Origin of the sequence: Mangrovivirga halotolerans (assembly GCF_026241165.1) — a bacterium.
Classification (GTDB): Bacteria; Bacteroidota; Bacteroidia; order Cytophagales; family Cyclobacteriaceae; genus Mangrovivirga; species Mangrovivirga halotolerans.
In genome coordinates, this window is the sequence record NZ_JAPFQN010000009.1 from 224,557 (window position 1) to 247,491 (window position 22,935).

Annotated in this window: 20 protein-coding genes; 6 read left to right on the forward strand and 14 right to left on the reverse strand. The window is 37.5% G+C overall.

The features are described from left to right. Nucleotides 1-4: 4 nt before the first annotated feature. From katG to OO013_RS16065, 4 genes are all read left to right on the forward strand, one after another. On the forward strand, nucleotides 5-2,260 hold the full coding sequence (gene katG / locus OO013_RS16050) for a catalase/peroxidase HPI (RefSeq protein WP_266057963.1): 2,256 nt from the start codon (nucleotides 5-7) through the stop codon (nucleotides 2,258-2,260). Nucleotides 2,261-2,522: 262 nt separating this feature from the next. Continuing rightward, complete coding sequence (locus OO013_RS16055; protein ID WP_266057964.1) at nucleotides 2,523-4,499, forward strand: hypothetical protein; 1,977 nt, start codon at nucleotides 2,523-2,525, stop codon at nucleotides 4,497-4,499. Further along, on the forward strand, nucleotides 4,496-5,326 hold the full coding sequence (locus OO013_RS16060; RefSeq protein ID WP_266057966.1) for a DUF2490 domain-containing protein: 831 nt from the start codon (nucleotides 4,496-4,498) through the stop codon (nucleotides 5,324-5,326). The genes OO013_RS16055 and OO013_RS16060 overlap by 4 nt, the downstream gene beginning before the upstream one ends. A gap of 25 nt (nucleotides 5,327-5,351) precedes the next feature. Further along, entirely contained in the window at nucleotides 5,352-6,215 is an 864-nt protein-coding gene (locus tag OO013_RS16065; RefSeq protein WP_266057967.1) for an MORN repeat-containing protein, read from the forward strand. 2,635 nt (nucleotides 6,216-8,850) lie between these two features. Here the strand turns inward: OO013_RS16065 and OO013_RS16070 are convergent. The 12 genes from OO013_RS16070 to OO013_RS16125 form a co-directional block, all read right to left on the reverse strand. Next, nucleotides 8,851-9,426 carry a DUF305 domain-containing protein gene (locus OO013_RS16070; protein WP_266057968.1) on the reverse strand — a complete coding sequence of 192 codons (576 nt, stop codon included), beginning with the start codon at nucleotides 9,424-9,426 and terminating at the stop codon, nucleotides 8,851-8,853. A 189-nt stretch (nucleotides 9,427-9,615) separates the two neighbouring features. Next, the gene (locus tag OO013_RS16075; protein ID WP_266057969.1) at nucleotides 9,616-10,107 is read right to left on the reverse strand and encodes a VOC family protein; all 492 of its coding nucleotides are present in this window, start codon (nucleotides 10,105-10,107) and stop codon (nucleotides 9,616-9,618) included. A gap of 137 nt (nucleotides 10,108-10,244) precedes the next feature. Then, nucleotides 10,245-10,871 carry a hypothetical protein gene (locus OO013_RS16080; protein ID WP_266057970.1) on the reverse strand — a complete coding sequence of 209 codons (627 nt, stop codon included), beginning with the start codon at nucleotides 10,869-10,871 and terminating at the stop codon, nucleotides 10,245-10,247. 43 nt (nucleotides 10,872-10,914) lie between these two features. After that, nucleotides 10,915-11,511 carry a hypothetical protein gene (locus OO013_RS16085; RefSeq protein WP_266057971.1) on the reverse strand — a complete coding sequence of 199 codons (597 nt, stop codon included), beginning with the start codon at nucleotides 11,509-11,511 and terminating at the stop codon, nucleotides 10,915-10,917. A 348-nt stretch (nucleotides 11,512-11,859) separates the two neighbouring features. Further along, the gene (locus OO013_RS16090) at nucleotides 11,860-12,621 is read right to left on the reverse strand and encodes a hypothetical protein (protein ID WP_266057972.1); all 762 of its coding nucleotides are present in this window, start codon (nucleotides 12,619-12,621) and stop codon (nucleotides 11,860-11,862) included. Between the two features lie 287 nt (nucleotides 12,622-12,908). Further along, on the reverse strand, nucleotides 12,909-14,177 hold the full coding sequence (locus OO013_RS16095) for a permease (RefSeq protein WP_266057973.1): 1,269 nt from the start codon (nucleotides 14,175-14,177) through the stop codon (nucleotides 12,909-12,911). A gap of 102 nt (nucleotides 14,178-14,279) precedes the next feature. Then, the gene (locus tag OO013_RS16100; RefSeq protein ID WP_266057975.1) at nucleotides 14,280-14,486 is read right to left on the reverse strand and encodes a GDCCVxC domain-containing (seleno)protein; all 207 of its coding nucleotides are present in this window, start codon (nucleotides 14,484-14,486) and stop codon (nucleotides 14,280-14,282) included. Nucleotides 14,487-14,496: 10 nt separating this feature from the next. Beyond that, nucleotides 14,497-15,843 carry a dihydrolipoyl dehydrogenase family protein gene (locus tag OO013_RS16105; RefSeq protein WP_266057976.1) on the reverse strand — a complete coding sequence of 449 codons (1,347 nt, stop codon included), beginning with the start codon at nucleotides 15,841-15,843 and terminating at the stop codon, nucleotides 14,497-14,499. After that, entirely contained in the window at nucleotides 15,840-16,448 is a 609-nt protein-coding gene (gene merTP, locus OO013_RS16110; protein ID WP_266057977.1) for a mercuric transport protein MerTP, read from the reverse strand. The genes OO013_RS16105 and merTP overlap by 4 nt, the downstream gene beginning before the upstream one ends. Next, nucleotides 16,445-16,816, reverse strand: a complete 372-nt coding sequence (locus tag OO013_RS16115; protein ID WP_266057978.1) for an ArsR/SmtB family transcription factor — start codon at nucleotides 16,814-16,816, stop codon at nucleotides 16,445-16,447. The genes merTP and OO013_RS16115 overlap by 4 nt, the downstream gene beginning before the upstream one ends. Nucleotides 16,817-16,959: 143 nt before the next feature. Further along, on the reverse strand, nucleotides 16,960-17,799 hold the full coding sequence (locus OO013_RS16120; protein WP_266057979.1) for a hypothetical protein: 840 nt from the start codon (nucleotides 17,797-17,799) through the stop codon (nucleotides 16,960-16,962). 115 nt (nucleotides 17,800-17,914) lie between these two features. Next, nucleotides 17,915-18,511, reverse strand: a complete 597-nt coding sequence (locus OO013_RS16125; RefSeq protein WP_266057980.1) for a hypothetical protein — start codon at nucleotides 18,509-18,511, stop codon at nucleotides 17,915-17,917. Nucleotides 18,512-18,893: 382 nt separating this feature from the next. On the opposite strand from OO013_RS16125, the gene OO013_RS16130 reads away from it, so the two are divergent. Continuing rightward, the gene (locus tag OO013_RS16130; RefSeq protein WP_266057981.1) at nucleotides 18,894-20,435 is read left to right on the forward strand and encodes a long-chain-fatty-acid--CoA ligase; all 1,542 of its coding nucleotides are present in this window, start codon (nucleotides 18,894-18,896) and stop codon (nucleotides 20,433-20,435) included. A gap of 170 nt (nucleotides 20,436-20,605) precedes the next feature. Here the strand turns inward: OO013_RS16130 and OO013_RS16135 are convergent, their stop codons facing one another. Together OO013_RS16135 and OO013_RS16140 are read right to left on the reverse strand one after the other, a co-directional pair. Next, the gene (locus tag OO013_RS16135; RefSeq protein ID WP_266057982.1) at nucleotides 20,606-21,082 is read right to left on the reverse strand and encodes a hypothetical protein; all 477 of its coding nucleotides are present in this window, start codon (nucleotides 21,080-21,082) and stop codon (nucleotides 20,606-20,608) included. 144 nt (nucleotides 21,083-21,226) lie between these two features. Continuing rightward, on the reverse strand, nucleotides 21,227-21,697 hold the full coding sequence (locus OO013_RS16140) for a hypothetical protein (protein ID WP_266057983.1): 471 nt from the start codon (nucleotides 21,695-21,697) through the stop codon (nucleotides 21,227-21,229). A 495-nt stretch (nucleotides 21,698-22,192) separates the two neighbouring features. Here OO013_RS16140 and OO013_RS16145 point away from each other — a divergent pair, with 495 nt between their 5' ends. Further along, nucleotides 22,193-22,771, forward strand: a complete 579-nt coding sequence (locus OO013_RS16145; protein WP_266057985.1) for a Crp/Fnr family transcriptional regulator — start codon at nucleotides 22,193-22,195, stop codon at nucleotides 22,769-22,771. Nucleotides 22,772-22,935 lie beyond the last annotated feature (164 nt).

Sequence of the window (22,935 nt, forward strand, 5' to 3'; positions counted from 1 at the left end):
TTGTATGGAAAATAAAAAACACCCCAACACTCTGGCCGGAGCAACTACATACAAAGTAAATGCTGACAAGGAAAGTAAGTGCCCGTTTATGGGTGGCGTGGTAAAACATACCGCTGGTACAGGTACTTCTAATCGTGACTGGTGGCCTAATCAACTTAAATTAAGTATTCTTCGGCAGAACTCTTCTTTGTCTAATCCAATGGATGAGGAATTTAATTATGCAGAAGAGTTTAAAAAGCTAGATCTTAAACAAGTTAAAAAAGAACTGAATGATCTAATGACCGACTCACAAGACTGGTGGCCGGCTGATTATGGTCATTATGGTCCTTTTTTCATTCGTATGGCCTGGCATAGTGCCGGTACTTATCGTATCGGTGACGGTCGGGGAGGAGCAGGAGCAGGAGCACAAAGATTTGCACCTCTAAACAGCTGGCCTGATAATGCCAACCTTGATAAAGCTCGCTTGTTATTATGGCCTATTAAGCAAAAGTATGGCCGTAAGTTATCCTGGGCAGACCTGATGATTTTAGCAGGGAATGTAGCTCTGGAATCCATGGGATTTGAGACTTTTGGATTTGCAGGAGGGCGTGAAGATGTATGGGAACCAGAAGAGGATGTCTACTGGGGCGCTGAAGAAGAATGGCTAGGCGATGAAAGATATACCGGAGACAGAGAGCTTGAAAATCCTTTAGCCGCAGTTCAGATGGGATTGATCTATGTTAACCCGGAAGGACCTAATGGTCACCCGGATCCTGTTACTGCAGCTCATGATATAAGAGAGACTTTTGGTCGTATGGCGATGAATGATGAGGAGACCGTTGCATTAATAGCCGGAGGACACACCTTTGGTAAAACTCACGGTGCTGCTGATCCATTAAAGTTTGTTGGACCTGAACCTGCCGGAGCTACCATTGCAGAGCAGGGAATGGGATGGAAAAATACCTTTGAAAGTGGTAAAGGCGAACATACCATTACCAGTGGTCTGGAAGGAGCCTGGACATCAACACCTACTAAATGGAGTAATCAATATTTCGAGAATTTATTTAAATACGACTGGGAGTTAACAAAAAGTCCTGCTGGTGCACATCAGTGGAAACCAAAGAACGGAGAAGGAGAAGGAACTATACCTGATGCGCATAATCCGGATAAAAAACATGCTCCATTCATGTTGACTACTGACCTTTCATTGAGGTTTGATCCTGAATATGAAAAGATCTCCAGGAAATTTATGGAAAATCCGGATGAGTTTGCTGATGCCTTCGCACGAGCATGGTTTAAACTTACTCACAGGGATATGGGGCCAAAATCAAGGTATCTTGGACCTGAAGTTCCTGAAGAAGATTTGATTTGGCAGGATCCTGTACCTGAAGCGGATTACGATTTAGTTGATGATAAAGACATAAAAACCCTGAAAGGAAAAATTTTAGATTCAGGATTGTCTGTATCTGAATTAGTTTCAACAGCCTGGGCATCTGCATCGACTTTCCGTGGATCGGATAAGCGAGGTGGTGCAAATGGAGCAAGAGTACGGTTAGCTCCTCAAAAAGACTGGGATGTAAACAATCCGGAGCAATTATCTAAAGTGATTGGGAAACTTGAAGAAATTCAGAAAGATTTCAATGATAGCCAATCAGGTAATAAAAAGGTATCTATCGCAGACCTGATCGTATTGGGTGGTAGTGCCGCTATTGAAAAAGCCGCAAAAGATGCAGGTCAGGATATATCAGTTCCGTTCTCACCAGGAAGAACAGATGCGACTCAGGAACAAACGGATATTGAAAATTTCGAGCCATTAGAGCCTAAAGCGGATGGCTTCAGGAATTATTTGAGACAAAAATATGCAGTGACAGCTGAAGAAATGTTGCTCGACAGAGCCCAGCTTCTTACTTTGTCTGCTCCTGAAATGACAGTGCTTATCGGCGGTATGAGAGCCCTTGATACGAACTTTGATGGTTCTGATTATGGAGTATTCACTAAAACTCCTGGAAAACTGACTAATGACTACTTTATAAACCTGTTGGATCTGGGGACAACCTGGAAATCTGTTTCTGAATCTGATGATCTTTTTGAAGGTAAGGACAGAAAAACAGGTGAAGTAAAATGGAAAGGAACTCGTGTAGATCTGATTTTCGGTTCGAATTCTGAACTACGAGCACTTGCAGAAGTGTATGCAACGGAAGATTCTAAAGATAAATTTTATAAGGACTTTGTTGCAGCATGGAATAAAGTGATGAATGCAGATCGGTTTGACATCAAATAAATAGTTTTAGCTGTTCCACATAAAGAAGGTAGTTCGCAAGAACTACCTTTTTTTTATGACATATTTATAGACCTTCAATCTGGTTTGTTTTTTATTTGTCAGTCTGGATAATAAAATGATTTCTGTTTATTGTCTCAATTATAATTTAAAGGGATTTCAGTTTATCTATTAAAATGGGAAAAGGTCTAAATGCTAGATTAGCTTTTTTATTAATTTTATAGATGTTATTTTGCGCCATTCGCAAAGATGAAACCTGCTTTAAATGTTTAGAAAGTACTTTTTACCAGATAAAATTTCACTATTCCTGAAAGGATTTCTTTTTGTACTGCTTTTAGTACCTTTTACTATGGCGGGGCAGGGAGAAGCAGAATATTCAGGGCCTTTTAGCGTATCCGGTTATACTGGGATTGCTGAATTTAAGTATCAGATAGAAGAAGGCGATACAATTTTAACTGGACCTTTTGAATTAAGTCAGATAGATCCCCGATCATTGATCCAGGAAGAGGATGATTATTTCCTTTTCAAAGGAGGATTTAAAAATGATCTGCCTGACGGGTATTGGAAATTTGTTTTCGGTGAGTTTGGCACAAATAATAATGCTGAATTTGAAGATAATGCCTACCGCGTAAAATTAGATGGTATCATTCACAGAGCATCCGGTAGTCTCAACAACGGAAAGCCTAATGGTAAATGGACCCATAAAATAGAAGAACTTGATAATTCAGAAATTGAAAGAGTCCTGTTTAATAGTTCTATTAATTTTGAATATGGGGTTCCGCAGAGAAGCTTTAATATTGAAAATGAGCGCCTGACTCTAATCGGCAGATTTTTACGCGATGGTCTGGCTCATGATGTATGGGAATTATATAGTTCAGACGCACTGGGAGCAACTGAGAACTGGTATTTTCAGGATGGAAGGTTAGAGCAGATAATTATTCAGCAAGATAATAATACCAGGACACTTAAAGGTTTTCCGCGAAAGATGCAAAACCCGAAGGTTATAAATCTCGATGAGCGGTTTATTAAAATCCTGCAATTGAGACAGCAATTGATCAATAAAGGTGATACTGTTCTTAACGATAGCCAGATGGGTAATCTTCTGGCCGAAAATGCTTCAAATTATAAAAAGATTGATGACATTTTATCTAATCTCGGTAAATCATCGTTCATGCCTGAATTTAAAGTAAAAGCTGAATATTTTCCACTGACTGATAATGAAAAGGAGTTGCTCGATGATATACAAGAATATGTTATAAAGTCAGAAGAGATTAATCAATTTTTTATTGAAAGTTCGCAATTAAAAATCCTTCAACTTTCCGATGACGATGTTGCCTTTTTGGTTGCTGCTACAAAGGGGATTAACTCTAATTACCTTTCACTGGTAAAGGATGTTGTCCGTTATGAAGAATCTGATATTCTTGAATTCGTACCTCGTAATGAATTTAAGGGGGAAGAAAATTATAGTTCTGAATTTGAAGTTAACTATCAGGGACAAGACGAAGGATTATCAGGTACATTTTTAGGGCCACAAAATAGACAATTTAATTTCAATAAAGATGGTCTTGAACTTGTAGCTGAGGTAGCAGAATATTCTTACTTCAGTCTGGAGCATATAAAAGATCAATTGAGTAATAAACTCACCGAGCGCCAGCAGGAACAAAAACTGGCAAACCTGGAAGAAGAACTTATTATGGGCTTGAATGCAGCAAATGAAGCTACAGACTCTTTAAGTTCAATCCTTGAAGGACCTGAAAAGCAAGCTGTATTAAGTATAAAAGAAAAGGTGAATAGTGATTTAAAAAACTATTCTTCGATTGAGGATCCGAATGTGAAAATAGATAGAGCACGTGAATTGATTACATGTTTTAGTGATCTGACAAAGCTATCATTAACAATTGGGAATCTTCCGGCAAGAGCTCAGGAGATAAAGGAAGAATATACTGAAGAAGTTTTTAATCCATTTACAGCTACATTAATGGATGAAGAAGTAAAGAAGAGAATAACTAATGCCTATAACGAAGTACTTATCCCTCACTTCCTGAAAAAGGTACAGTCCGATCTTACTTGTGAAAATACAGAGGAGATCAATGATCTTCTTAATAAGTCCTACCTGAGAGTACTGGAATTAAAAGAAGAGGATACTTCCCGTATCGAGAGGAAGTTGAAGAAAGAGAAGGATCCACAGGAAGTTCTTCAGATGCTAAATATTCAGGCAGTAAATAATGAGATTGACGGATGAGAACAGTAAATAAAACCTATACCACTTTATTGATCCTTTTATTGGTCATTTGTTCCTTTCCGGCTTTTTCACAAGACAATGTCTTGCCGGAAAAATCTAAAATAAAAGAACCGACTACAATATTCTGGATTAATACCTACGGAAATATCCGCTTATCTAAAAGGTTGTTTTGGGTAGCTCAGACCCATTTTAGGTTTCAGGAAAAAGGCGGAACCCCGATGGTTGGTCAGATCGCACAGGTTTATAACCGACATGCCCTTGGATACCTGTTTTCTAAGAAATTTAATGTTGCAGTAGGTGGTGTCCTGCGTATTAATTTTAATACCAGCGATGTACTTGAATCTGGCGAGAAGTCAGCTGTACCTGAGTGGCGTATTTGGGAACAGGCTCAATTTGCAATGCCGCTGGATAGGATGATGATCTATCATCGCTTTAGATTTGAACAGCGATGGTCTAAAGGATATCTGGAAGATAGCGAATATATTTACCGTAACCGGTGGAGATATATGTTCAGAATCAAAATCCCGATCAACAAGCCGAAACTTGCTTCAAATACTTTCTATATAGCTCCGGAGGCAGAGCTGATCATGCAGAGCGGGGAGGCTGTTGTTGACAGTCCGATGGAGGATTTGCGATTACATGCTTCTTTTGGATACATTCTTAGTCCAAGATTAACTATGGCTACAGGTTTTCTGTATTCTTTAGGTCAGGAACTACACAATGGAGGGTATTACAAACAAAAGATGGGGTTGAGATTTCATGTTTATTTCTCGCCCGATTTCAGAAAGGTTAAGCACAAACTTCCTTCGATCCATAAGGATGATTGATTTTTTAAAGGTATAATTGTTTTCAATGAAAAGAAAAGGCATTAAAATAATCATATATGTAGCCCTGGCTGTAGCAATAGCCCTGGCTGGATTTTATTTTTTCAGAACTCAAAGCCTCAAAAAGAAGGTTGAATCCAGAAACGAGGAATTAAACCAGGTTCTTGAGAATGTTAAAAAGCAAAGAGAAGTACTGGCTATTGATTCTCTTTTGTTGGAAGGCGATTATTCATCAGCATTGAAGGCTTATGAAAAGCAACTTGAGGAAAGTGTTGAGAAGGAAGCCGATGCGATAAGGAAACGTATTAAGCTCGTTCGAAGTTTAATGTATGAACCACAGACAAAAGTAGAGGCAGATACAGATAGTGTTACCCTGGCATATATTGATTCGCTTGAGCAAACAACAAGAGTCGCGACTCCTGCAGAGATTAGACAATATGATTCGTTGACTTTTGCTTTGAGAAAAGTAAAAGTTCAACTTAATAACCTTCGAAAGCAGCTCAGACAAAAGTCTTTTGGCCAGTATATTACTTTTAAAAGTAGTAAGGGAAGTACAGTGCATTATGTCGGGCAAGTTAAAGATGGAATGGCAAATGGAACCGGAGTTGCTCTTTTGAAAACCGGCAGCCGTTATGAAGGGGAATGGAAAAACAACCAGCGTCATGGAGAAGGTACTTTTTTCTGGCCTGATGGAGAATATTATAAAGGGGAGTATAAAAATGACAAGCGCCATGGTACGGGAACTTATTTCTGGCCCAATGGGGAGAAATTCGTCGGCCAATGGGCCAATGATGGAAGAAATGGACGAGGTATCTTCTATGGGTCGGATGGTGAAGTAGTGGCAAGTGGAATCTGGAAAGACGATGAGCTGGTGGAGGTTGATGAGAAATAAAGAAAGGCAATCCAATTGCCCTTCTCGCACATCCTCATTGCAAACGAGGACGATTGTGTTCTCCGTAGTTATCCGTAATAAAAGGTGCTTCAATCGCACTTGTTTAGCGCAGCGTAACGAGTGTGTCCGAGATCAGCGTTTGTAACGCTGTTTTTAATTCCTCAGTTATCTCTTGCGCTTCATACAGGGCAATCCAATTGCCTTTCTCACACATCCTCGTTGCAAACGAGGACGATTGTGTTCTCCGTAGTTATCCTTAATAAAAGGTGCTTCAATCGCACTTGTTTAGCGCAGCGTAACGAGTGTGTCCGAGATCAGCGTTTGTAACGCTGTTTTTAATTCCTCAGTTATCTCTTGCGCTTCATACAAGGCAATCCAATTGCCTTTCTCACACATCCTCGTTGCAAACGAGGACGATTGTGTTCTCCGTAGTTATCCTTAATAAAAGGTGCTTCAATCGCACTTGTTTAGCGCAGCGAAACGAGTGTGTCCGAGATCAGCGTTTGTAACGCTGTTTTTAATTCCTCAGTTATCTCTTGCGCTTCATACAAGGCAATCCAATTGCCTTTCTCACACATCCTCGTTGCAAACGAGGACGATTGTGTTCTCCGTAGTTATCCTTAATAAAAGGTGCTTCAATCGCACTTGTTTAGCGCAGCGAAACGAGTGTGTCCGAGATCAGCGTTTGTAACGCTGTTTTTAATTCCTCAGTTATCTCTTGCGCTTCATACAAGGCAATCCAATTGCCTTTCTCACACATCCTCGTTGCAAACGAGGACGATTGTGTTCTCCGTAGTTATCCTTAATAAAAGGTGCTTCAATCGCACTTGTTTAGCGCAGCGTAACGAGTGTGTCCGAGATCAGCGTTTGTAACGCTGTTTTTAATTCCTCAGTTATCTCTTGCGCTTCATACAGGGCAATCCAATTGCCTTTCTCACACATCCTCATTGCAAACGAGGACGATTGTGTTCTCCGTAGTTATCCTTAATAAAAGGTGCTTCAATCGCACTTGTTTAGCGCAGCGTAACGAGTGTCTCCGAGATCAGCGTTTGTAACGCTGTTTTTAATTCCTCAGTTATCTCTTGCGCTTCATACAGGGCAATACAATTGCCTTTCTCACACATCCTCATTGCAAACGAGGACGATTGTGTTCTCCGTAGTTATCCTTAATAAAAGGTGCTTCAATCGCACTTGTTTAGCGCAGCGAAACGAGTGTGTCCGAGATCAGCGTTTGTAACGCTGTTTTTAATTCCTCAGTTATCTCTTGCGCTTCATACAGGGCAATACAATTGCCTTTCTCACACATCCTCGTTTCAAACGAGGACGATTGTGTTCTCCGTGGAAACATATTTAAAACTGGACCATCGAACTTGTTTAGCGCAGCGTAGCGAGGTTGTTGTTGAGATTAGTGTTTGTAACGCTGCTTTAATGTCTAATACTTTTATTTATTACAGGCAATACAATTGCCCTTCTCGCACATCCTCGTTGCAAACGAGGACGATTGTGTTCTCCGTAGTTATCCTTAATAAAAGGTGCTTCAATCGCACTTGTTTAGCGCAGCGTAACGAGTGTGTCCGAGATCAGCGTTTGTAACGCTGTTTTTAATTCCTCAGTTATCTCTTGCGCTTCATACAGGGCAATCCAATTGCCTTTCTCACACATCCTCGTTGCAAACGAGGACGATTGTGTTCTCCGTAGTTATCCTTAATAAAAGGTGCTTCAATCGCACTTGTTTAGCGCAGCGTAACGAGTGTGTCCGAGATCAGCGTTTGTAACGCTGTTTTTAATTCCTCAGTTATCTCTTGCGCTTCATACAGGGCAATCCAATTGCCTTTCTCACACATCCTCATTGCAAACGAGGACGATTGTGTTCTCCGTAGTTATCCGTAATAAAAGGTGCTTCAATCGCACTTGTTTAGCGCAGCGAAACGAGTGTGTCCGAGATCAGCGTTTGTAACGCTGTTTTTAATTCCTCAGTTATCTCTTGCGCTTCATACAAGGCAATCCAATTGCCTTTCTCACACATCCTCGTTGCAAACGAGGACGATAGTTTTCTCCGTAGTTATCCTTAATAAAAGGTGCTTCAATCGAACTTGTTTAGCGCAGCGTAACGAGTGTGTCCGAGATCAGCGTTTGTAACGCTGTTTTTAATTCCTCAGTTATCTCTTGCGCTTCATACAAGGCAATCCAATTGCCTTTCTCACACATCCTCGTTTCAAACGAGGACGATTATGTTCTCCGTAGTTATCCGTAATAAAAGGTGCTTCAATCGCACTTGTTTAGCGCAGCGAAACGAGTGTGTCCGAGATCAGCGTTTGTAACGCTGTTTTTAATTCCTCAGTTATCTCTTGCGCTTCATACAAGGCAATCCAATTGCCCTTCTCACACATCCTCGTTGCAAACGAGGACGATTATGTTCTCCGTAGTTATCCGTAATAAAAGGTGCTTCAATCGCACTTGTTTAGCGCAGCGTAACGAGTGTGTCCGAGATCAGCGTTTGTAACGCTGTTTTTAATTCCTCAGTTATCTCTTGCGCTTCATACAAGGCAATACAATTGCCCTTCTCGCACATCCTCGTTGCAAACGAGGACGATAGATGCTTCAACAATAACAGCTTTTAAAAGTAGCCCCTAATTCAATTCGTTTCGACGCTTTCAGTTTGTCTTGTTTTTTCATCAAGTTTCCCCTTAAATTTCGGGACCGGCCGAGCTTGTTTTTCTTCTTCTGTCTCTACTATCCCATTTTTTTTAATATCATCGATCAGCCACTGCATTTCCATAATTTCTTTTCTTTGAGCTTTGATGATGCCATCAGCCAGTTCTCTAACGCGTACATCTTTTATTTTAGAGCGTTCACTGGTTAATATAGCAATGGAGTGGTGGGGAATCATTCCTTCCATGTAATCAACGCCTGTAACCGTTGCCTGGCTTCTTACCAGCCAAATAGATCCTCCGATCATTAAAATACCAAGAGCAAAGATTGCCATATTTTTACTTTTGTTTTTATACATATGAAGCATATAAGAAAGCATAATAATGATCATTGCTCCACCCATAATCAAAGTCATAAACAATCGTGTTTCGCTATACCAGAAATGATCAATGATTTGGTAAGAATGAGTGTACATTAAAAAGAACATTGCAATCATTGATGTAGCAATCATTGCAAAGAACCTTAGGTAATTACTTCCATTGTTGTTTTCGTGTTCCATGGTGTGTGATATTTTAATCTTTATTTATTTTGGTTACTTCTGCGAAAGAATGTTGATCATGGTTTCTTCTCGCTCTATGTTTCCTTTTACTTATAGTGGGATTATAAGTTTTACGGGTTATTCTAAAATAACCATTTTTGACTCCATTTGAAACCCATTAAGCTATTAATCTTATTTTTGATTGGGTAGTTACTTATACATGTCATTGATCTCAACCCAGTATCCATCGGGATCTTTGATCCATGTTTGTCGTACTTTATCCGGTCTTTCACTAATGAAATCATCATTTCCTTTACCCAGTGAACCATAGGTATAACCCCTGTCTTTAAGGTCTTTCAGGAATTCGTCAAAATTTGGAACAGCCAGAGCGAAATGATTAAAACTATTGGGGTTGACTTCTACACCTTCGACTTCTCCCATATGCAATTCAAGATTGTCTCCCAGTGAAATGAACATTTGTTTTTCAGGTAACCAGTCAGCTTTAATTGGTTTTAGCATCAATACTTTAGTGTAGAAATACTTACTTTCTTCAAAGTTGGTTACTACGATGGTGACGTGTTGAAGGCTTAGCTTTGGACTATCATCAGTTGAAGCACCATTTTGAGCTTGAATGTTGATCATGAAACTTGTGAGGATAAAAGCAATGATCAAAGTGAGAGACTTAACTTGATAGGACTTCATAATTGTGTGTGGTTAAGTGGTAAAATCAAAGTAACTACCTTGCTTTTAAAAGCAATTGATAGATTAGGGGAGCTTTAAACTAAATTTAACAATAAAATGTGAGTTTATTGCACGTAAACATCGATTAAACCAGGGATTTATTTCGCTGATTTTAAGGAATACGATATACCAAGAATGAGTGGCATGAAAAACCAGGAAACTCCGGTAATTTTAATGTCCAGGCTAGTTAGCATTCCAAGGATTATTGATAGCGCAATAATAGCTAAAGTCACTATTCCAAATGTTTTATTAATTGCTCCCTCAGAAGTAAAAGACTCGTAACAGAATGGGATAATAAATAAAAGCATTCCTGTCATTCCTGTGCCAAATAAAATCCGAACCGCCCCTCTTATGCTGTTAAAAAGTGCCGGTTGAGTATCAAATACTTCCAGGGCAGGATAGTAGCTTCCCAGGGTGATTCCATAACCAATTATTGCCATGATGGAACCAATCAGCATAGCAGACCATATTACCGACATGAATGGGTTAGCTTTTTTGATGAACATGATATAGGCAATGACGAAAAACACATGGGTGAATAGTTGCCAACCCCAGATCTTTTCAAGAACAGTCCAATTTCCAAACATAAAAACAGGAACTTCCTGATTGGTTCTTTCCACGCCGATCCACCCTGTTTGATACTCAAAATATATAGTGATTAGTAAAATCAGAGAACCAAGGAATAAAAAGAGACCGCCAAGCTTAAAATGAGTCAGATTTTTCATTTAAACTGATTATCTTTTTTCTATGAAAATCTGTGGTAACATTTCATTTCATATTGAGTATTATGTTAGTCAATCCTGCAGCCCATATGAGAAATCCGGTTGCAACTTGCCATTTTAACTTTTTGTGATACCATATAAATAAACCAAAGAATATTAGGTAGAACAAAAGCCATTCTAAACCCTGTGAACCAAACAAGTGTCCTGCTGCCCGATCCCAGGCAGGCTGGACCAATAAAAAGGAGCCAAACATCATATTCATTTTATGTGTTTGCAAGTCTCTCTTTCTATAATAATAGGAAAGTCCTATCAGGGTGCTACCAAAGACTAATTGACTAAAAACCATGATGGAAAGAGGTTTAAATTCCTTTAGGTAAAGTGGTAAAGTAGTTATCAGGAATCCTATGTAAATAAGAAATCCCACCTTTCCAACTTTCATATGGGTTCTGAAGTCTTGTTTTTTAATAAAACCATTTTGAATAACCAGAATAGTAAACCAGCTAAATGCAAAAAAGGCATGAATTAAAAATTTTGGTTGAGAATTGCTGGGCTGACCAATGTCTGTTAACCAGTTATCAGAAAACCCAACTATCATTATTAGCCAGAGGACGATACTTAAGGCCAGGTAAAAATGCTTTCTCATTTGAGGAATATAAATGAATTTATATTAATATATAAAAAGAAGCAGCTGTTTAATAATGTTTTACAAGGAAATCTATCGGTATTGTAAAATATTTTTTCTGTTGTAGATGATAAATCCTTTAAAAGTTACTACCTGATAAATTTTCAGTTTATAAAAGTACTTTTCCTAAAATAGAATTGAAGTTTCAATTTTTTTCACTGAATTTTTCCTTTGAATTTCAGGAATCAGTTAATCTTTTAAATTGATTTATTTTATCTTTTCCTTTAGATAATATATGAGTTGCTGATAGTTTTTGAATCATTTTCTATCTTGAAACTGCTTGTCAATTATCTCTTTTTAATTTGTTGTTTATTGCCATGAAAATAAATGTTGATTCTTTTCTCTGATTTTTAATTCAGAAAGATATTGATCCAATTCCTGTTTGAAGCTTTCGAGATATACATAATACGAAATATTCTGATTATAAGAAGCCTCTACAGTATGTGTGTAAAACGAAAATGCATTTTTAAAATCCCTGTCATTTTTTAGCTTATTATAATTATTCGGAACTAAACGACCTAATGAGATTTGTTCGAAATTCTTATAAATTGACACGATGAATGTATTACGAGCATATCGTTTACTTTGATTTTGCTGGTTTTCAAGGTATGAATAAATACCATCATAATAAAATGAAAGCTTCGTTCGAATGGAGTCTGATCTTATTACATTGAAATCATTAGATTTTAGGTTTTCGTATATGATTTTACGTATAATAAATAATTTATTGGCCAACATGTATCCAAAGGCATAACTCATTGAATCGGTGTATTGAGAGTTTTCGTCCTTTAATATTTTTAAAAGTTTTTTATTATTGATAATTGACAAGGAGTCAGTGTTATTTATAGCCTTTAAAACTGCATTGTTGAATTCAACTTCTTCTATTATATTCTCTACTGTTGATATTTCTTTTTTCTGAAGTTTTCTATTTTCATTCCAATTATTTATCCCAAGAGCGAATAAAATACCAATGACGACTAAAAATATTTCACCAATTGAATAGATTAAAAATTGGCCTATTTTACTTTCGGATATAAGTCGTTTTCTGATTTTTCTAAAAAGGTTGATCATTGATGTAGGTATGGTGGTTTTGAAATTAATAAGTGTTAAACGCGAAGGAATAATGCTATTTTAAGTTAAGACAATTGATATAATTCCTTTTGCAACATTGATTGTTTTGCTCTTTGGTATTCAAATTACTTCAGCACTAAATTTAACAGTGCAGTATAGTTTTGGTTGATTAATAAATCTATGGCATAGTAATCTTGCCATCTGTTTTCCGAAAATAGTTGTTTTTATTCCAAAATCAAATCTCAATTATTTGAAATTGGTTTATCTAGATTTTATTGATATAGTTTTTAAACAAAATGAATTATTAACCCGATCAGCACGATTGCAGCAAATACATATACGACAATTCTTTTAAATGAAATACCTCCACCATTATGATCGTGATCGTGTCCATGACTTTTGTTAGAAGCCTTTGAATTAAAGTATAACATCAACACAGTAAAAGCAGCAAAGACTATATTAAAATAAAATGTATAGTCTATTTTAAATTGAGTCACCTCTTTAACTTTTCTGCTGCCTTCGGGTAATACATTGAGTAGATCAAAGCTGTAATTGAGTATTAAAGCTGTTAATACTATACTCACATACATTACCCCGGCAATATAGAAAGCTACCTTAACACCATAATATTTACGATTTATATTAACTAATGGTGGTACCATCAGGTCAGAATAGATAAAGCCCATCAAGCCTGCGAATAATATTCCGTTTTCATTGAGAACTGTAGCAAGTGGGATATTTCCCATGGATCCAATGAAAGTTGCTGCTGCCACAAAGGGTGCTACTAATGCATTTTCGACACGGATAACAAATTCAGGCAATTCTTCCTGCATATTATTCAGGAAAATCGCTTCCCAGAAAGATTGAGGTACTAAAACAGAAACAAATCCGGCAATGGTAAAGCCGATTAAAATATCTTCCCAGGCCATTTTCCATTCCATTACGAACTTTTTACCTACTAAAAACCAGCCCTCTTTAGATTTAATTCTTTCCCGCCAGTCAAAATCCTCTTCCTCTTCAGATTCCTCTTCAACTCTTTCCCTGGCCGCCTCTATCCATTTTTTTGGATAGGTGAGTTTGATAATAATTGAACTGATGATTATTAATAGTAATCCACCGATAACTTCTGCTACAATAAATTGCCAGCCAAGGAAAATGAATATCAAAATGCCCAATTCTATTACCAGGTTGGTCGACGCAAACATAAAAGCCACGGTACTGATGAAATGGGCACCTTTAAGAAATAAGGAACGGGCTGCTGCCAGGGCGGCAAAAGAGCAGGAGGACGATATGGCGCCAAATGCAGTTGACAGGGAAACGCTCTTGGCATCACCTTTTCCCATATGACGGGTTAACTTCTTTTTAGGAACAAAAGCCTGGATAGCCCCGCTGATCATATATCCGAGAACAAATGCCCAGCCTGATTTCCAGAAAAACCCAAGTGCAGTTTTAGCACTTTCACCCCAGAGCGAGGTGAAACTCTGGTTAGAATCCTGAGCAAGAATAGTAGTTGGGATAATAATTAATACCAGGAATGCGATCGTGTTTTTCTTCATGACCTTTATTAATTAAGTACTATTAAGTAAGGATATAAAGACCAATCTATCAAGTTGTAAGGGTAATAATTACAAGTATAGCAGACCTGCTTTTAAATTAATTTAACAGCAACTTTTGTTTTGTTGCAGTGGTGGGCATTTCACAGTGCCATAGCTACAAAACACACAGCAATCACCTTTTTCCGGTTTTAAAACCGTTTTACAATTCTCACATTCGTAAAAGAACTGACAGGCATCGGTTGGCATTTCTTCTTTTTTCTGGTGTCCACATTCCGGACAGGTAATAATTGATGTTGTTATAATATCCATATAATATTTTTTAAAGCATACTTGTTAAGTCAGAAGCCAGAGTGGGATAGGAGAATATCATTTGCTTTATCTCACTGGCCTTTAATCCGGCATTCATCGCCAGTACAAATAAATTGATTGTTTCATCGGCCTTTGGTCCGATAAGGTGTGCTCCCAGGATTTTGTCTGTGTCTTTATCGATCAGCGTTTTGAAAGCATATTGCTTTTCATTCATCCTTTTGGCATTAAACCATTCGGGAACAGACTGATAATTTGTTTTAAAATTAAGGTCTTTTGATTTAGCATCTTCCTCGGTCAATCCAACTGATGCCATTGCCGGCAGGGTAAAAACTACCGTTGGAATTGCGTTGTATTCAGCCTTTTTTTGATTTCCGTTAATAATATTTGAAGCAGTTATATGTCCTTCTTTAATCGCAACGGGAGTTAGGGGCAATCCATCAGTGTTTGCCGTGTCACCGGCTGCATACACCTGCTTATTTGAGACGCTCTGAAAAAACTCATTGACTTCAATTCCCGATTTACTGAATTTTACATTGGCTTTTTCAAGGTCAAGGTTAAAAACTGATGGTATTCTCCCTGAAGAATTCACAACAGTCGAGGTAAACAACTCAGTAGATTCTTCAGGACCTTCTGCAATGACTTTGTAGCCGTCTTTATGTTTTTGTATTTGGGTGACTTCGGTATTCAGTATTAATTTGATTCCCAGATCTTCAGTAGCTGAGATCAGATGACTGACTATATCCGGATCAAATTTCTCCAAAGGGAGTTCACCCCGATGTACGATTGTTACTTCGGCTCCGCAACGAGCTGCGAGGTGGGCAAATTCAAAAGCAATATAGCCTCCGCCAACAAATAATAGTGATTTGGGAAGTTTGTCCAAATCAAGAAAATCAGTACTCGTTATAGCGTATTCACCACCTGGAATATCCAGCTTGTGAGGTTGAGCTCCAGTCGCAATAACTATTTTGTTTGCCTTGACAGTTTCATCGCCGACTTTCAACTGATTTTCATTAATGAATCTTGCAGGGGAATGAAAAGTGGATATCTCATTCTTTTTATATCCCTTTTCTATTTTTGAAGGCATGGACTCCGTGAAAGATTTCTTAAATGACATTAAGTCTTTCCAGTTGACCTGAGGATATCCATCTAATCCTTTACCCTGAAGATCTTTAGCCGATTTGATGACTTTGGTGGCTCCAATCAGGACTTTTTTGGGGTCGCAGCCCCTCAATGCACAGGTTCCACCATAAGGAAGCTCATCGGTAATACCCACTGAAAGTCCTTCGGAAGCACATTTGTTTGCGACAGTCATTCCAGCCATTCCTGAGCCAATCACAAAAACATCAAATTCTCTCATTGCTGCTGATTTTCATTGGTTACTTTATAACCTGTTGATTTAATAGCTTGTTCTATTTCAGTACTACTTGTTTTAGACGGGTCATATTTCACAATTGCATTTCCATTGTCATATGAAGCATTTACAGTTACTATTCCTTCGAGCTTGTTTACTTCATTATTTACATGGGCTTCGCATCCGGCGCAGGTCATTCCGGAGACTTTAAACTCAACGGTCTTGACGTCTGCCTGTTCAAAAACTATCTCCTGGTTGTTATTTTGAGGATAAAATACATCCGCGTAGTAGGGGAAAGCAAGCATGACTACCGCAAATACTGTGACTATCCCCAGAAATGTTTTTGACTGAGTAAATTTTGGTTTTTCATCATCCTCACAAGCACATTCAATTTCTTCCTTTGTTCGGGGTCTTAATTTTTGAAACCAGGCAAAACCGAGAACAAAAATGGTTAGTCCGATTAAATATGGTCTGAATGGCTCGAGCCAGGAAAAAGCAGATGCAATACCACTGGTTCCGGCTATTAGTGCTAAGACCGGGGTAATACAACATAATGATGCGGTGATTGCCGTAAGTACACCAGCCCCAATTATTTTATTGTCAGATTTCATGCTGTTTTCAATTTATTTTCATCAAGTATTAAAAAGAAAGGAATTAAAACCCTCTCGTATTCCGTGCTTAAAGAGTACCAGATCGTCTGAGCCTCCCGGTCTGCCTGGATGAGCTTTCTATCCTTTAATTTTCGAAGATGTTGAGAAATTGCTGATACACTCATCTCCAGAATATCACTCAGGTCACAGACACACAGTCTTTTTTCTTCAAATAATAAGTAAAGGATTTTTAACCGAACGTTGTTGCCGGCCATTGTGAGTCCGTTTTCTAAATATTCAAACGTTTCACTCAAACCAGTTACGTTGTCTTTACAACGGCTTATTTGATCGATATCAGCCTTTTTTCTTATGCATTTGGTGTCGCTCATGATCAGTAAGGTAACAATTATTTTTATTTTAGCAAACGCTAAAATAAGGGGATAGGTTTAATTGAGAGGTAATTAAATGTTACCTACTATCAAATTGGGGTGCGGGAGACAAAATAATGTATTGAGAGAATAGGACAGAATTATTATTCTATTACTATCGCTTTGTCAGGTGATTGGAGAATATATTTTGATCCGTTATATATACCAATTTGAGTCCAGTAGTTATCTGTGTCGGGTACGGCCATTTCCATTATCAGAACTGGTTTATTATTGTAATACACAGGAGTTATTATAAAATCCCATATGACATATTCATCGTTGAGGATTTCATTTAGAATAGTATGCTTGCCTTGAATAGATTCCATTAATACTGAATTACCACTATAGTTCTTATCATAGAATGAACAGAGCGTGAAGGTTGAATTATCATGTTCTAAAGATGAATAGCTAAGTTGCATTTTGTCATTGTATTCATACTTATTTTTAATTACTTCACAGTATAAATCAGAATCTACCTTTTCAGGGTTTATCTTTTTGAAACCAGATGAAGAGTTGGAGCTTATGCAGAAGTATTCACGGTTTTCACTGTTTGATGGTACTTGATAATTTTCGATTTTGAATATTGCGACATAGTAACTAGATATCATGTCTTCATAATATTCGACGCCTTCAAAATGTAAAAGTCCAATTTTGGAATAAGAACTATTATCAAAGAGCCATAAGTCCTCATTCGGTGGTAGATTGAAATATTTTTTTGCTATGTCAATGGGAACTTTTCTTATTGTAGATTCTGATCCCGCTTCCCGGGCTTTGCCTAAGTAAATCTCTATTTCATCATGAGCTTTCCAATCGTATCCATCTTTGTAATTCAAATCAATGTAAAACAGATCATCTTTAATGTGCCTGACTTTGTTTACATAAACATTTTCAGCATTACAAGTGAAAAAAGTAATCAGCAAAAATATTGGAATAAAAGATTTCATAAAGTGTTTTAGTCAGTGCCGGGTTTTCACTTTTCAAAAGTAATAAACCGAAGCAATAAAAAAACCTTTGGTGAAATCTTACCAAAGGTTTTAAGTGTTTTATAAAGATATTTTGTTAGTCTTCAATATTGAAGTACTCTTTTACTTCTTCATAGTCAGAAAAGTCCATTGAAGATCTTCCTACAGGTACAGTAGGAGGAATAATGACATATCGAAATTTATTCCCTCTTGCAGGATCAATCTGAAATTCATTCAAATCGCCACTTAATGCCTGTGCACGAATTCTAATATCTTCTGAAGCTGTACTAAGGCTGCCAAAACCAAAAGTAAATTGGGCTCCTCTGAAATTCAGTATCGGTAACTGATATACATTACCATCGCCATACCCGGTAAAATAAACCAGTATGATGTGCGTGTCTTTTATGCTTGCGGCACTCGGTACTTCGGCTGGGAAATCGATATTCATATATTTGACAGAAGATGATGTCCCTTCGAAGTTTGCTGGAATCCAGTCGCTGTAAATTACTTCAGCATTTCCATCATCTCCGGCAGGTCCCTGGGGGCCTTGTGGTCCCTGGTCTCCCTGCGGACCTTGAGGTCCTTGTGGACCTTCAGGCCCTTCAAATACTTCACATGATACAGCTCCCACTAAGAGTGTCATTATAAAAATAGCTTTAAACAAAATTGTTTTGGTTACTCTAAAAGTTGTCATTTGTAAATTGTTTTAGGTTTATAGATTAATGGTTATTTATTTATATAGTTAACATATTTATTGAGAATTTTTTAGATGTCCTGTTTTAGTTGTTTTTGATGATTATCTCCATGTTTATAAGTGAATAAAATAATCATAATAGATGAACCTCAAAGAAATTGAAGTTAAAATTGGAATTAAAGCTGAAATCAACTTTTGAAATATATTCGCAACCGTTCAAATGATGTCAGGCTTATTCATATTGCCAATCCTTAAATTTCATAAGATGAAATTCCTTTAAAAATCAAACCCCTAAAGGTTATTTAGTTGTATATTGTAATACATAATTTGTCTAATCGTCAAAGTGATATTTTGCCTGGTTTAAAATCTAAAAGAACAAATTATGACTAACCTATCAGTGGTATTAGAAGATAGCGCCCGTAAATTTCCCGATAAGGACGCCTTTATATTTATGGATAAGCATTTGAGTTTTGCTCAGATTAATGGGGCGGCAAACCAGATCGCTAACGGGCTTGTAGCAGCAGGTATTAAAAAAGGTGATCGGGTTGCACTTAGCTGTCCTAATTTGCCTTATTTCCCGATGGTCTATTTTGGTATCCTCAAAACGGGAGCCATCGTAGTTCCGCTATCGGTTCTTTTAAAAAGGGAAGAGGTAGCCTACCACCTTCAGGATTCCGGTGCTTCGGCTTACTTTTGTTTTGAGGGCAGTACTGAATTACCCATGGGTACGGAAGGGAAAGCCGGTTTTGATGAAACAGACGGCTGTGAACAATTTTATGTGATCACCAGTGACCCGACTGCTCCTTCACCCATAGAAGGAACAAAAACCATGGGGATGCTGATGAAAGACCAGGATCCGTTTTTTGAAAATGTAGTGACCTCTTCCGATGATACAGCAGTAATAATTTATACTTCCGGAACTACAGGAAAGCCAAAAGGAGCAGAACTAACCCATTCAAATCTTCTACTCAATGCTATTATTTCCACTGAAATTGTCGAGGCTGGCAGCGAGGATAAATTATTAATTGTTTTGCCCCTGTTTCACATATTTGCCATGACGGTACTAATGAATGCAGGTCTTTATAAAGGTGTTACATCAGTACTTTTACCACGATTTGATGCAGAGGCCGTTCTTGGACTAATGGAGAAGCACAAGATCACCATATTCGCCGGAGTGCCAACTATGTATTGGGGATTACTCCATTATGAAAATACCAAGTTCGATCTGAAAGCAATTGCAGCAAACCTGAAGTCTTGTGTTTCAGGCGGTGCTGCCTTACCTGTTAAAGTATTGGAAAGTTTTGCTGAGAAATTCGGTGTGGATATCCTGGAGGGATATGGGATGTCTGAGGGTTCCCCGGTGGTGACCTTTAACCAGGAACAATTTGGTAAAAAGCCCGGATCAGTTGGAACTCCTGTGTGGGGCGTTGAAGTAAAGGTTGTCGATAAAAACGACAAAGAAGTGCCCGTTGGGGAAAAAGGGGAGTTGGTCTACCGTGGACATAATGTGATGAAAGGCTATTTCAATAAACCTGAAGCCAATAAAGTGACTCTGAAAAACGGTTGGCTTCATTCAGGTGATGTCGCGGTAAAAGATGAAGACGGCTTTTTCTATATCGTGGACAGAACAAAAGAAATGATCAACAGGAAGGGACTGAATGTATATCCGCGTGAAATAGAAGAAGTGATGATGAAGCACGATGCAATATCGATGGTCGCGGTGATCGGAGTTCCGGATGACGAAGCCGGGGAGGAGATCAAAGCCTGTGTAGTGCTAAAGGACGGTCAGGAAATATCTGAAGGTGAGTTGATCGAATGGACTAAAGAACACATCGCAGCCTATAAATATCCACGGATCATCAAGTTTATGGATGCGCTGCCACTGAGTGCCACAGGAAAGATTTTAAAAAAGAAATTGAGTTGAGATGTTAAATCAAAATGAAATTGAAGAAAAGAGATTATTTATAAAACATATTGTTGTACAGTGGGGATACATTTCCGGCATTGCATTATAGGTTTGAAATCACCCTATCGCAAATCTCCGCACAGCCTTGGTGTTCACCAGGTATGAATAATGCACAATGTTTAAGTATTTCATTCAATTCTCATATATTCAACAAATGGTTCATAGTTACGATCGCCCCAAAGGAATAATTTATCATCTTTTTTCTCCTCACCTGTTACAGTAAAAAGAATTAGGCTATCAGGATTTCCATAAGGTATACCCCTGCTATCTTTATAATATATCAAATACGGATTACCATGATGTTCCGTTAAAACAAATAGAGTATTGATTTTTTTGCCACCCTGATTTTCAATTGTCATATAGCCGGCATGATATATAACTTTATTATTTAGAAAATCATAGTGTTTCTTTGGTATAATGGCGAGTACTGTTGTGTCTTTTTTGAAAGTAATCTTCAGACCTGATTTTTTCGACTTCCAAACACCATCAATGGCACTGGCTACTACGTTTTCTTCATTAAAAGTATATTTCAGAGTAGAATCAGTTTGGCCATTTGTATTAATTGATAAGGTCAAAAGAAAGCAAAAAGTAAATATGATTTTCATTATTTTCTCGATTAAATTCTACAACGTCAAGGCTATGTGTCCGCCGAAACCTAAGGCTACTTAAAAAAACGCATAGCTAACACCCAAAGATAATAGCCCCAACTGAAAAACAAAACGGTGGACCATAGCCCATGTTAGCTTGGGTTACTCTTTCAAATTATCTATCTCGGTTGAAAATAAATCCATCAAATCAGTTTTTGAAATTGTACATTCCTCAAAACTATCAGCAATCACTTCAAGAGTCACATCCTTAAATTTTGCAATGAAATGTCTTCTGTTTGAATAATGTTCATCTTTATGGCTTGGATGTTGTCTGTTTAAATCAAGGAGTTCTTGAATCCAGGGTGAATTTTGAGTTTCAAATAAACCATAAAATCCTAATCCATATTTCATTAAAGAGTGACTAATCTCGTCATTTGGATACCCATATTTAAAAATGGCAAATGGAAATCTTAATGCTTCAATTTGTCCTTCTTTTTCCTCAAGCAATAGGTATAACTCATGTTGAGTTGAAAAAATAAAATTCTCATACATGAATTTATAGTCTTTTTTAAGCTTAAGTTCTTTAACTATTGGATCATATTGATTTGTCGATTTTTTCTTTTTAAAAATCATTGAGAATTACTTTATCAAGCTGATATTTTCTTTTTAAAAATCAAGTGTTTTTTATCAAATTCTATTCTTTAAATGATTTAATAAATGATGAACCTTTATCGTACCTAATGCAAGCTAACGATTGGCTATGCGCAACTCTGTCGCGCTTATTCCTTATATAACTATCGTTGTTTTAGTTGTTAATAAATCCCTTTAAATCTTAAAAATAGCTGTTCCCAGCTCAAAATCAAATATTTTCTATTATTAATACCCGTTAGTAAGCGTTTGTAACCGACTGTAATCGGATAATTTTATACCCGTTTAAAACCCCGGAAAATCTTTATTACCTGAGCTCCAACCGCTTTTTTCTTAATTGTACGCAAATCACAATAGTCCCTAACAATTCCTGAATGGTTTTCTATACTAGCAAAGTGATTAATCTATTTATTGCCATGACTATACTTGCTCAATCATTGAATATTTTGTTTTTTAGTAGTACTTATCTAAACTACTAACTTGGAGGATTTACAACGCAAAATAAGATCATTTACTACTGTTAGCGACGCTGATATGAAGTTTGCTTTGCAGTTTTATAAAAAGGAATCTGTTGCTAAAGGTTCTTTTCTATTAAAGCCTGACCAGTATATCGATTCTTTCTACTTTATGAAGGAGGGTTGTGTTACTTATTATACCGTTGATGAGGGTATCTCTCAAGTGATGGAGTTTTTTACCGAAGGTTATTTCTTTACGGATTTATATGCCTATATCCAGGAAGTGCCGTCACACGCTTACCTCGAAGTGATGGAAGATTCTACCTTATATACAATCTCTAAAAAGGATGTTGAAAAAATCTTTGATTATTCTCATCAGCTAGAGCGGTTTGGCAGGTTATCAATGCAAAAAGCATTTATCAATAATTTTCAACGCATTCACCAAATTAAGAACATATCAAACCAGGAACGATACCTGGAATTATTAGAAAAAAGACCGTCCCTTTTTCAGCGTGTACCACAATATCTCATAGCCTCTTATCTGGGACTGACTCCTGTTGGGCTTTCTAAAATTCGCAAAAGACTGAGCAAGGAGGCAATTTAAAAACTAAAATTACTTTCCGACTAGTTTTATCCAGTCACTGAACAAAGCCGTCAGTTCATAATACCTTTATTTAAGTATTTACCAGGTATGGTAAGCTGCTAACAATAAAGACTATTTCCACCGTTTTTCAGTTCCTCAAAGCAGGCATTCCTGAGAAAATGATT

Excerpts from the sequence above, each read along its gene's own strand:
- katG (WP_266057963.1), top strand. The coding sequence starts at position 5 with ATGGAAAATAAAAAACACCCCAACACTCTGGCCGGAGCAACTACATAC.
- OO013_RS16055 (WP_266057964.1), top strand. The coding sequence starts at position 2,523 with ATGTTTAGAAAGTACTTTTTACCAGATAAAATTTCACTATTCCTGAAA.
- OO013_RS16060 (WP_266057966.1), top strand. The coding sequence starts at position 4,496 with ATGAGAACAGTAAATAAAACCTATACCACTTTATTGATCCTTTTATTG.
- OO013_RS16065 (WP_266057967.1), top strand. The coding sequence starts at position 5,352 with ATGAAAAGAAAAGGCATTAAAATAATCATATATGTAGCCCTGGCTGTA.
- OO013_RS16070 (WP_266057968.1), bottom strand. The coding sequence starts at position 9,426 with ATGGAACACGAAAACAACAATGGAAGTAATTACCTAAGGTTCTTTGCA.
- OO013_RS16075 (WP_266057969.1), bottom strand. The coding sequence starts at position 10,107 with ATGAAGTCCTATCAAGTTAAGTCTCTCACTTTGATCATTGCTTTTATC.
- OO013_RS16080 (WP_266057970.1), bottom strand. The coding sequence starts at position 10,871 with ATGAAAAATCTGACTCATTTTAAGCTTGGCGGTCTCTTTTTATTCCTT.
- OO013_RS16085 (WP_266057971.1), bottom strand. The coding sequence starts at position 11,511 with ATGAGAAAGCATTTTTACCTGGCCTTAAGTATCGTCCTCTGGCTAATA.
- OO013_RS16090 (WP_266057972.1), bottom strand. The coding sequence starts at position 12,621 with ATGATCAACCTTTTTAGAAAAATCAGAAAACGACTTATATCCGAAAGT.
- OO013_RS16095 (WP_266057973.1), bottom strand. The coding sequence starts at position 14,177 with ATGAAGAAAAACACGATCGCATTCCTGGTATTAATTATTATCCCAACT.
- OO013_RS16100 (WP_266057975.1), bottom strand. The coding sequence starts at position 14,486 with ATGGATATTATAACAACATCAATTATTACCTGTCCGGAATGTGGACAC.
- OO013_RS16105 (WP_266057976.1), bottom strand. The coding sequence starts at position 15,843 with ATGAGAGAATTTGATGTTTTTGTGATTGGCTCAGGAATGGCTGGAATG.
- merTP (WP_266057977.1), bottom strand. The coding sequence starts at position 16,448 with ATGAAATCTGACAATAAAATAATTGGGGCTGGTGTACTTACGGCAATC.
- OO013_RS16115 (WP_266057978.1), bottom strand. The coding sequence starts at position 16,816 with ATGAGCGACACCAAATGCATAAGAAAAAAGGCTGATATCGATCAAATA.
- OO013_RS16120 (WP_266057979.1), bottom strand. The coding sequence starts at position 17,799 with ATGAAATCTTTTATTCCAATATTTTTGCTGATTACTTTTTTCACTTGT.
- OO013_RS16125 (WP_266057980.1), bottom strand. The coding sequence starts at position 18,511 with ATGACAACTTTTAGAGTAACCAAAACAATTTTGTTTAAAGCTATTTTT.
- OO013_RS16130 (WP_266057981.1), top strand. The coding sequence starts at position 18,894 with ATGACTAACCTATCAGTGGTATTAGAAGATAGCGCCCGTAAATTTCCC.
- OO013_RS16135 (WP_266057982.1), bottom strand. The coding sequence starts at position 21,082 with ATGAAAATCATATTTACTTTTTGCTTTCTTTTGACCTTATCAATTAAT.
- OO013_RS16140 (WP_266057983.1), bottom strand. The coding sequence starts at position 21,697 with ATGATTTTTAAAAAGAAAAAATCGACAAATCAATATGATCCAATAGTT.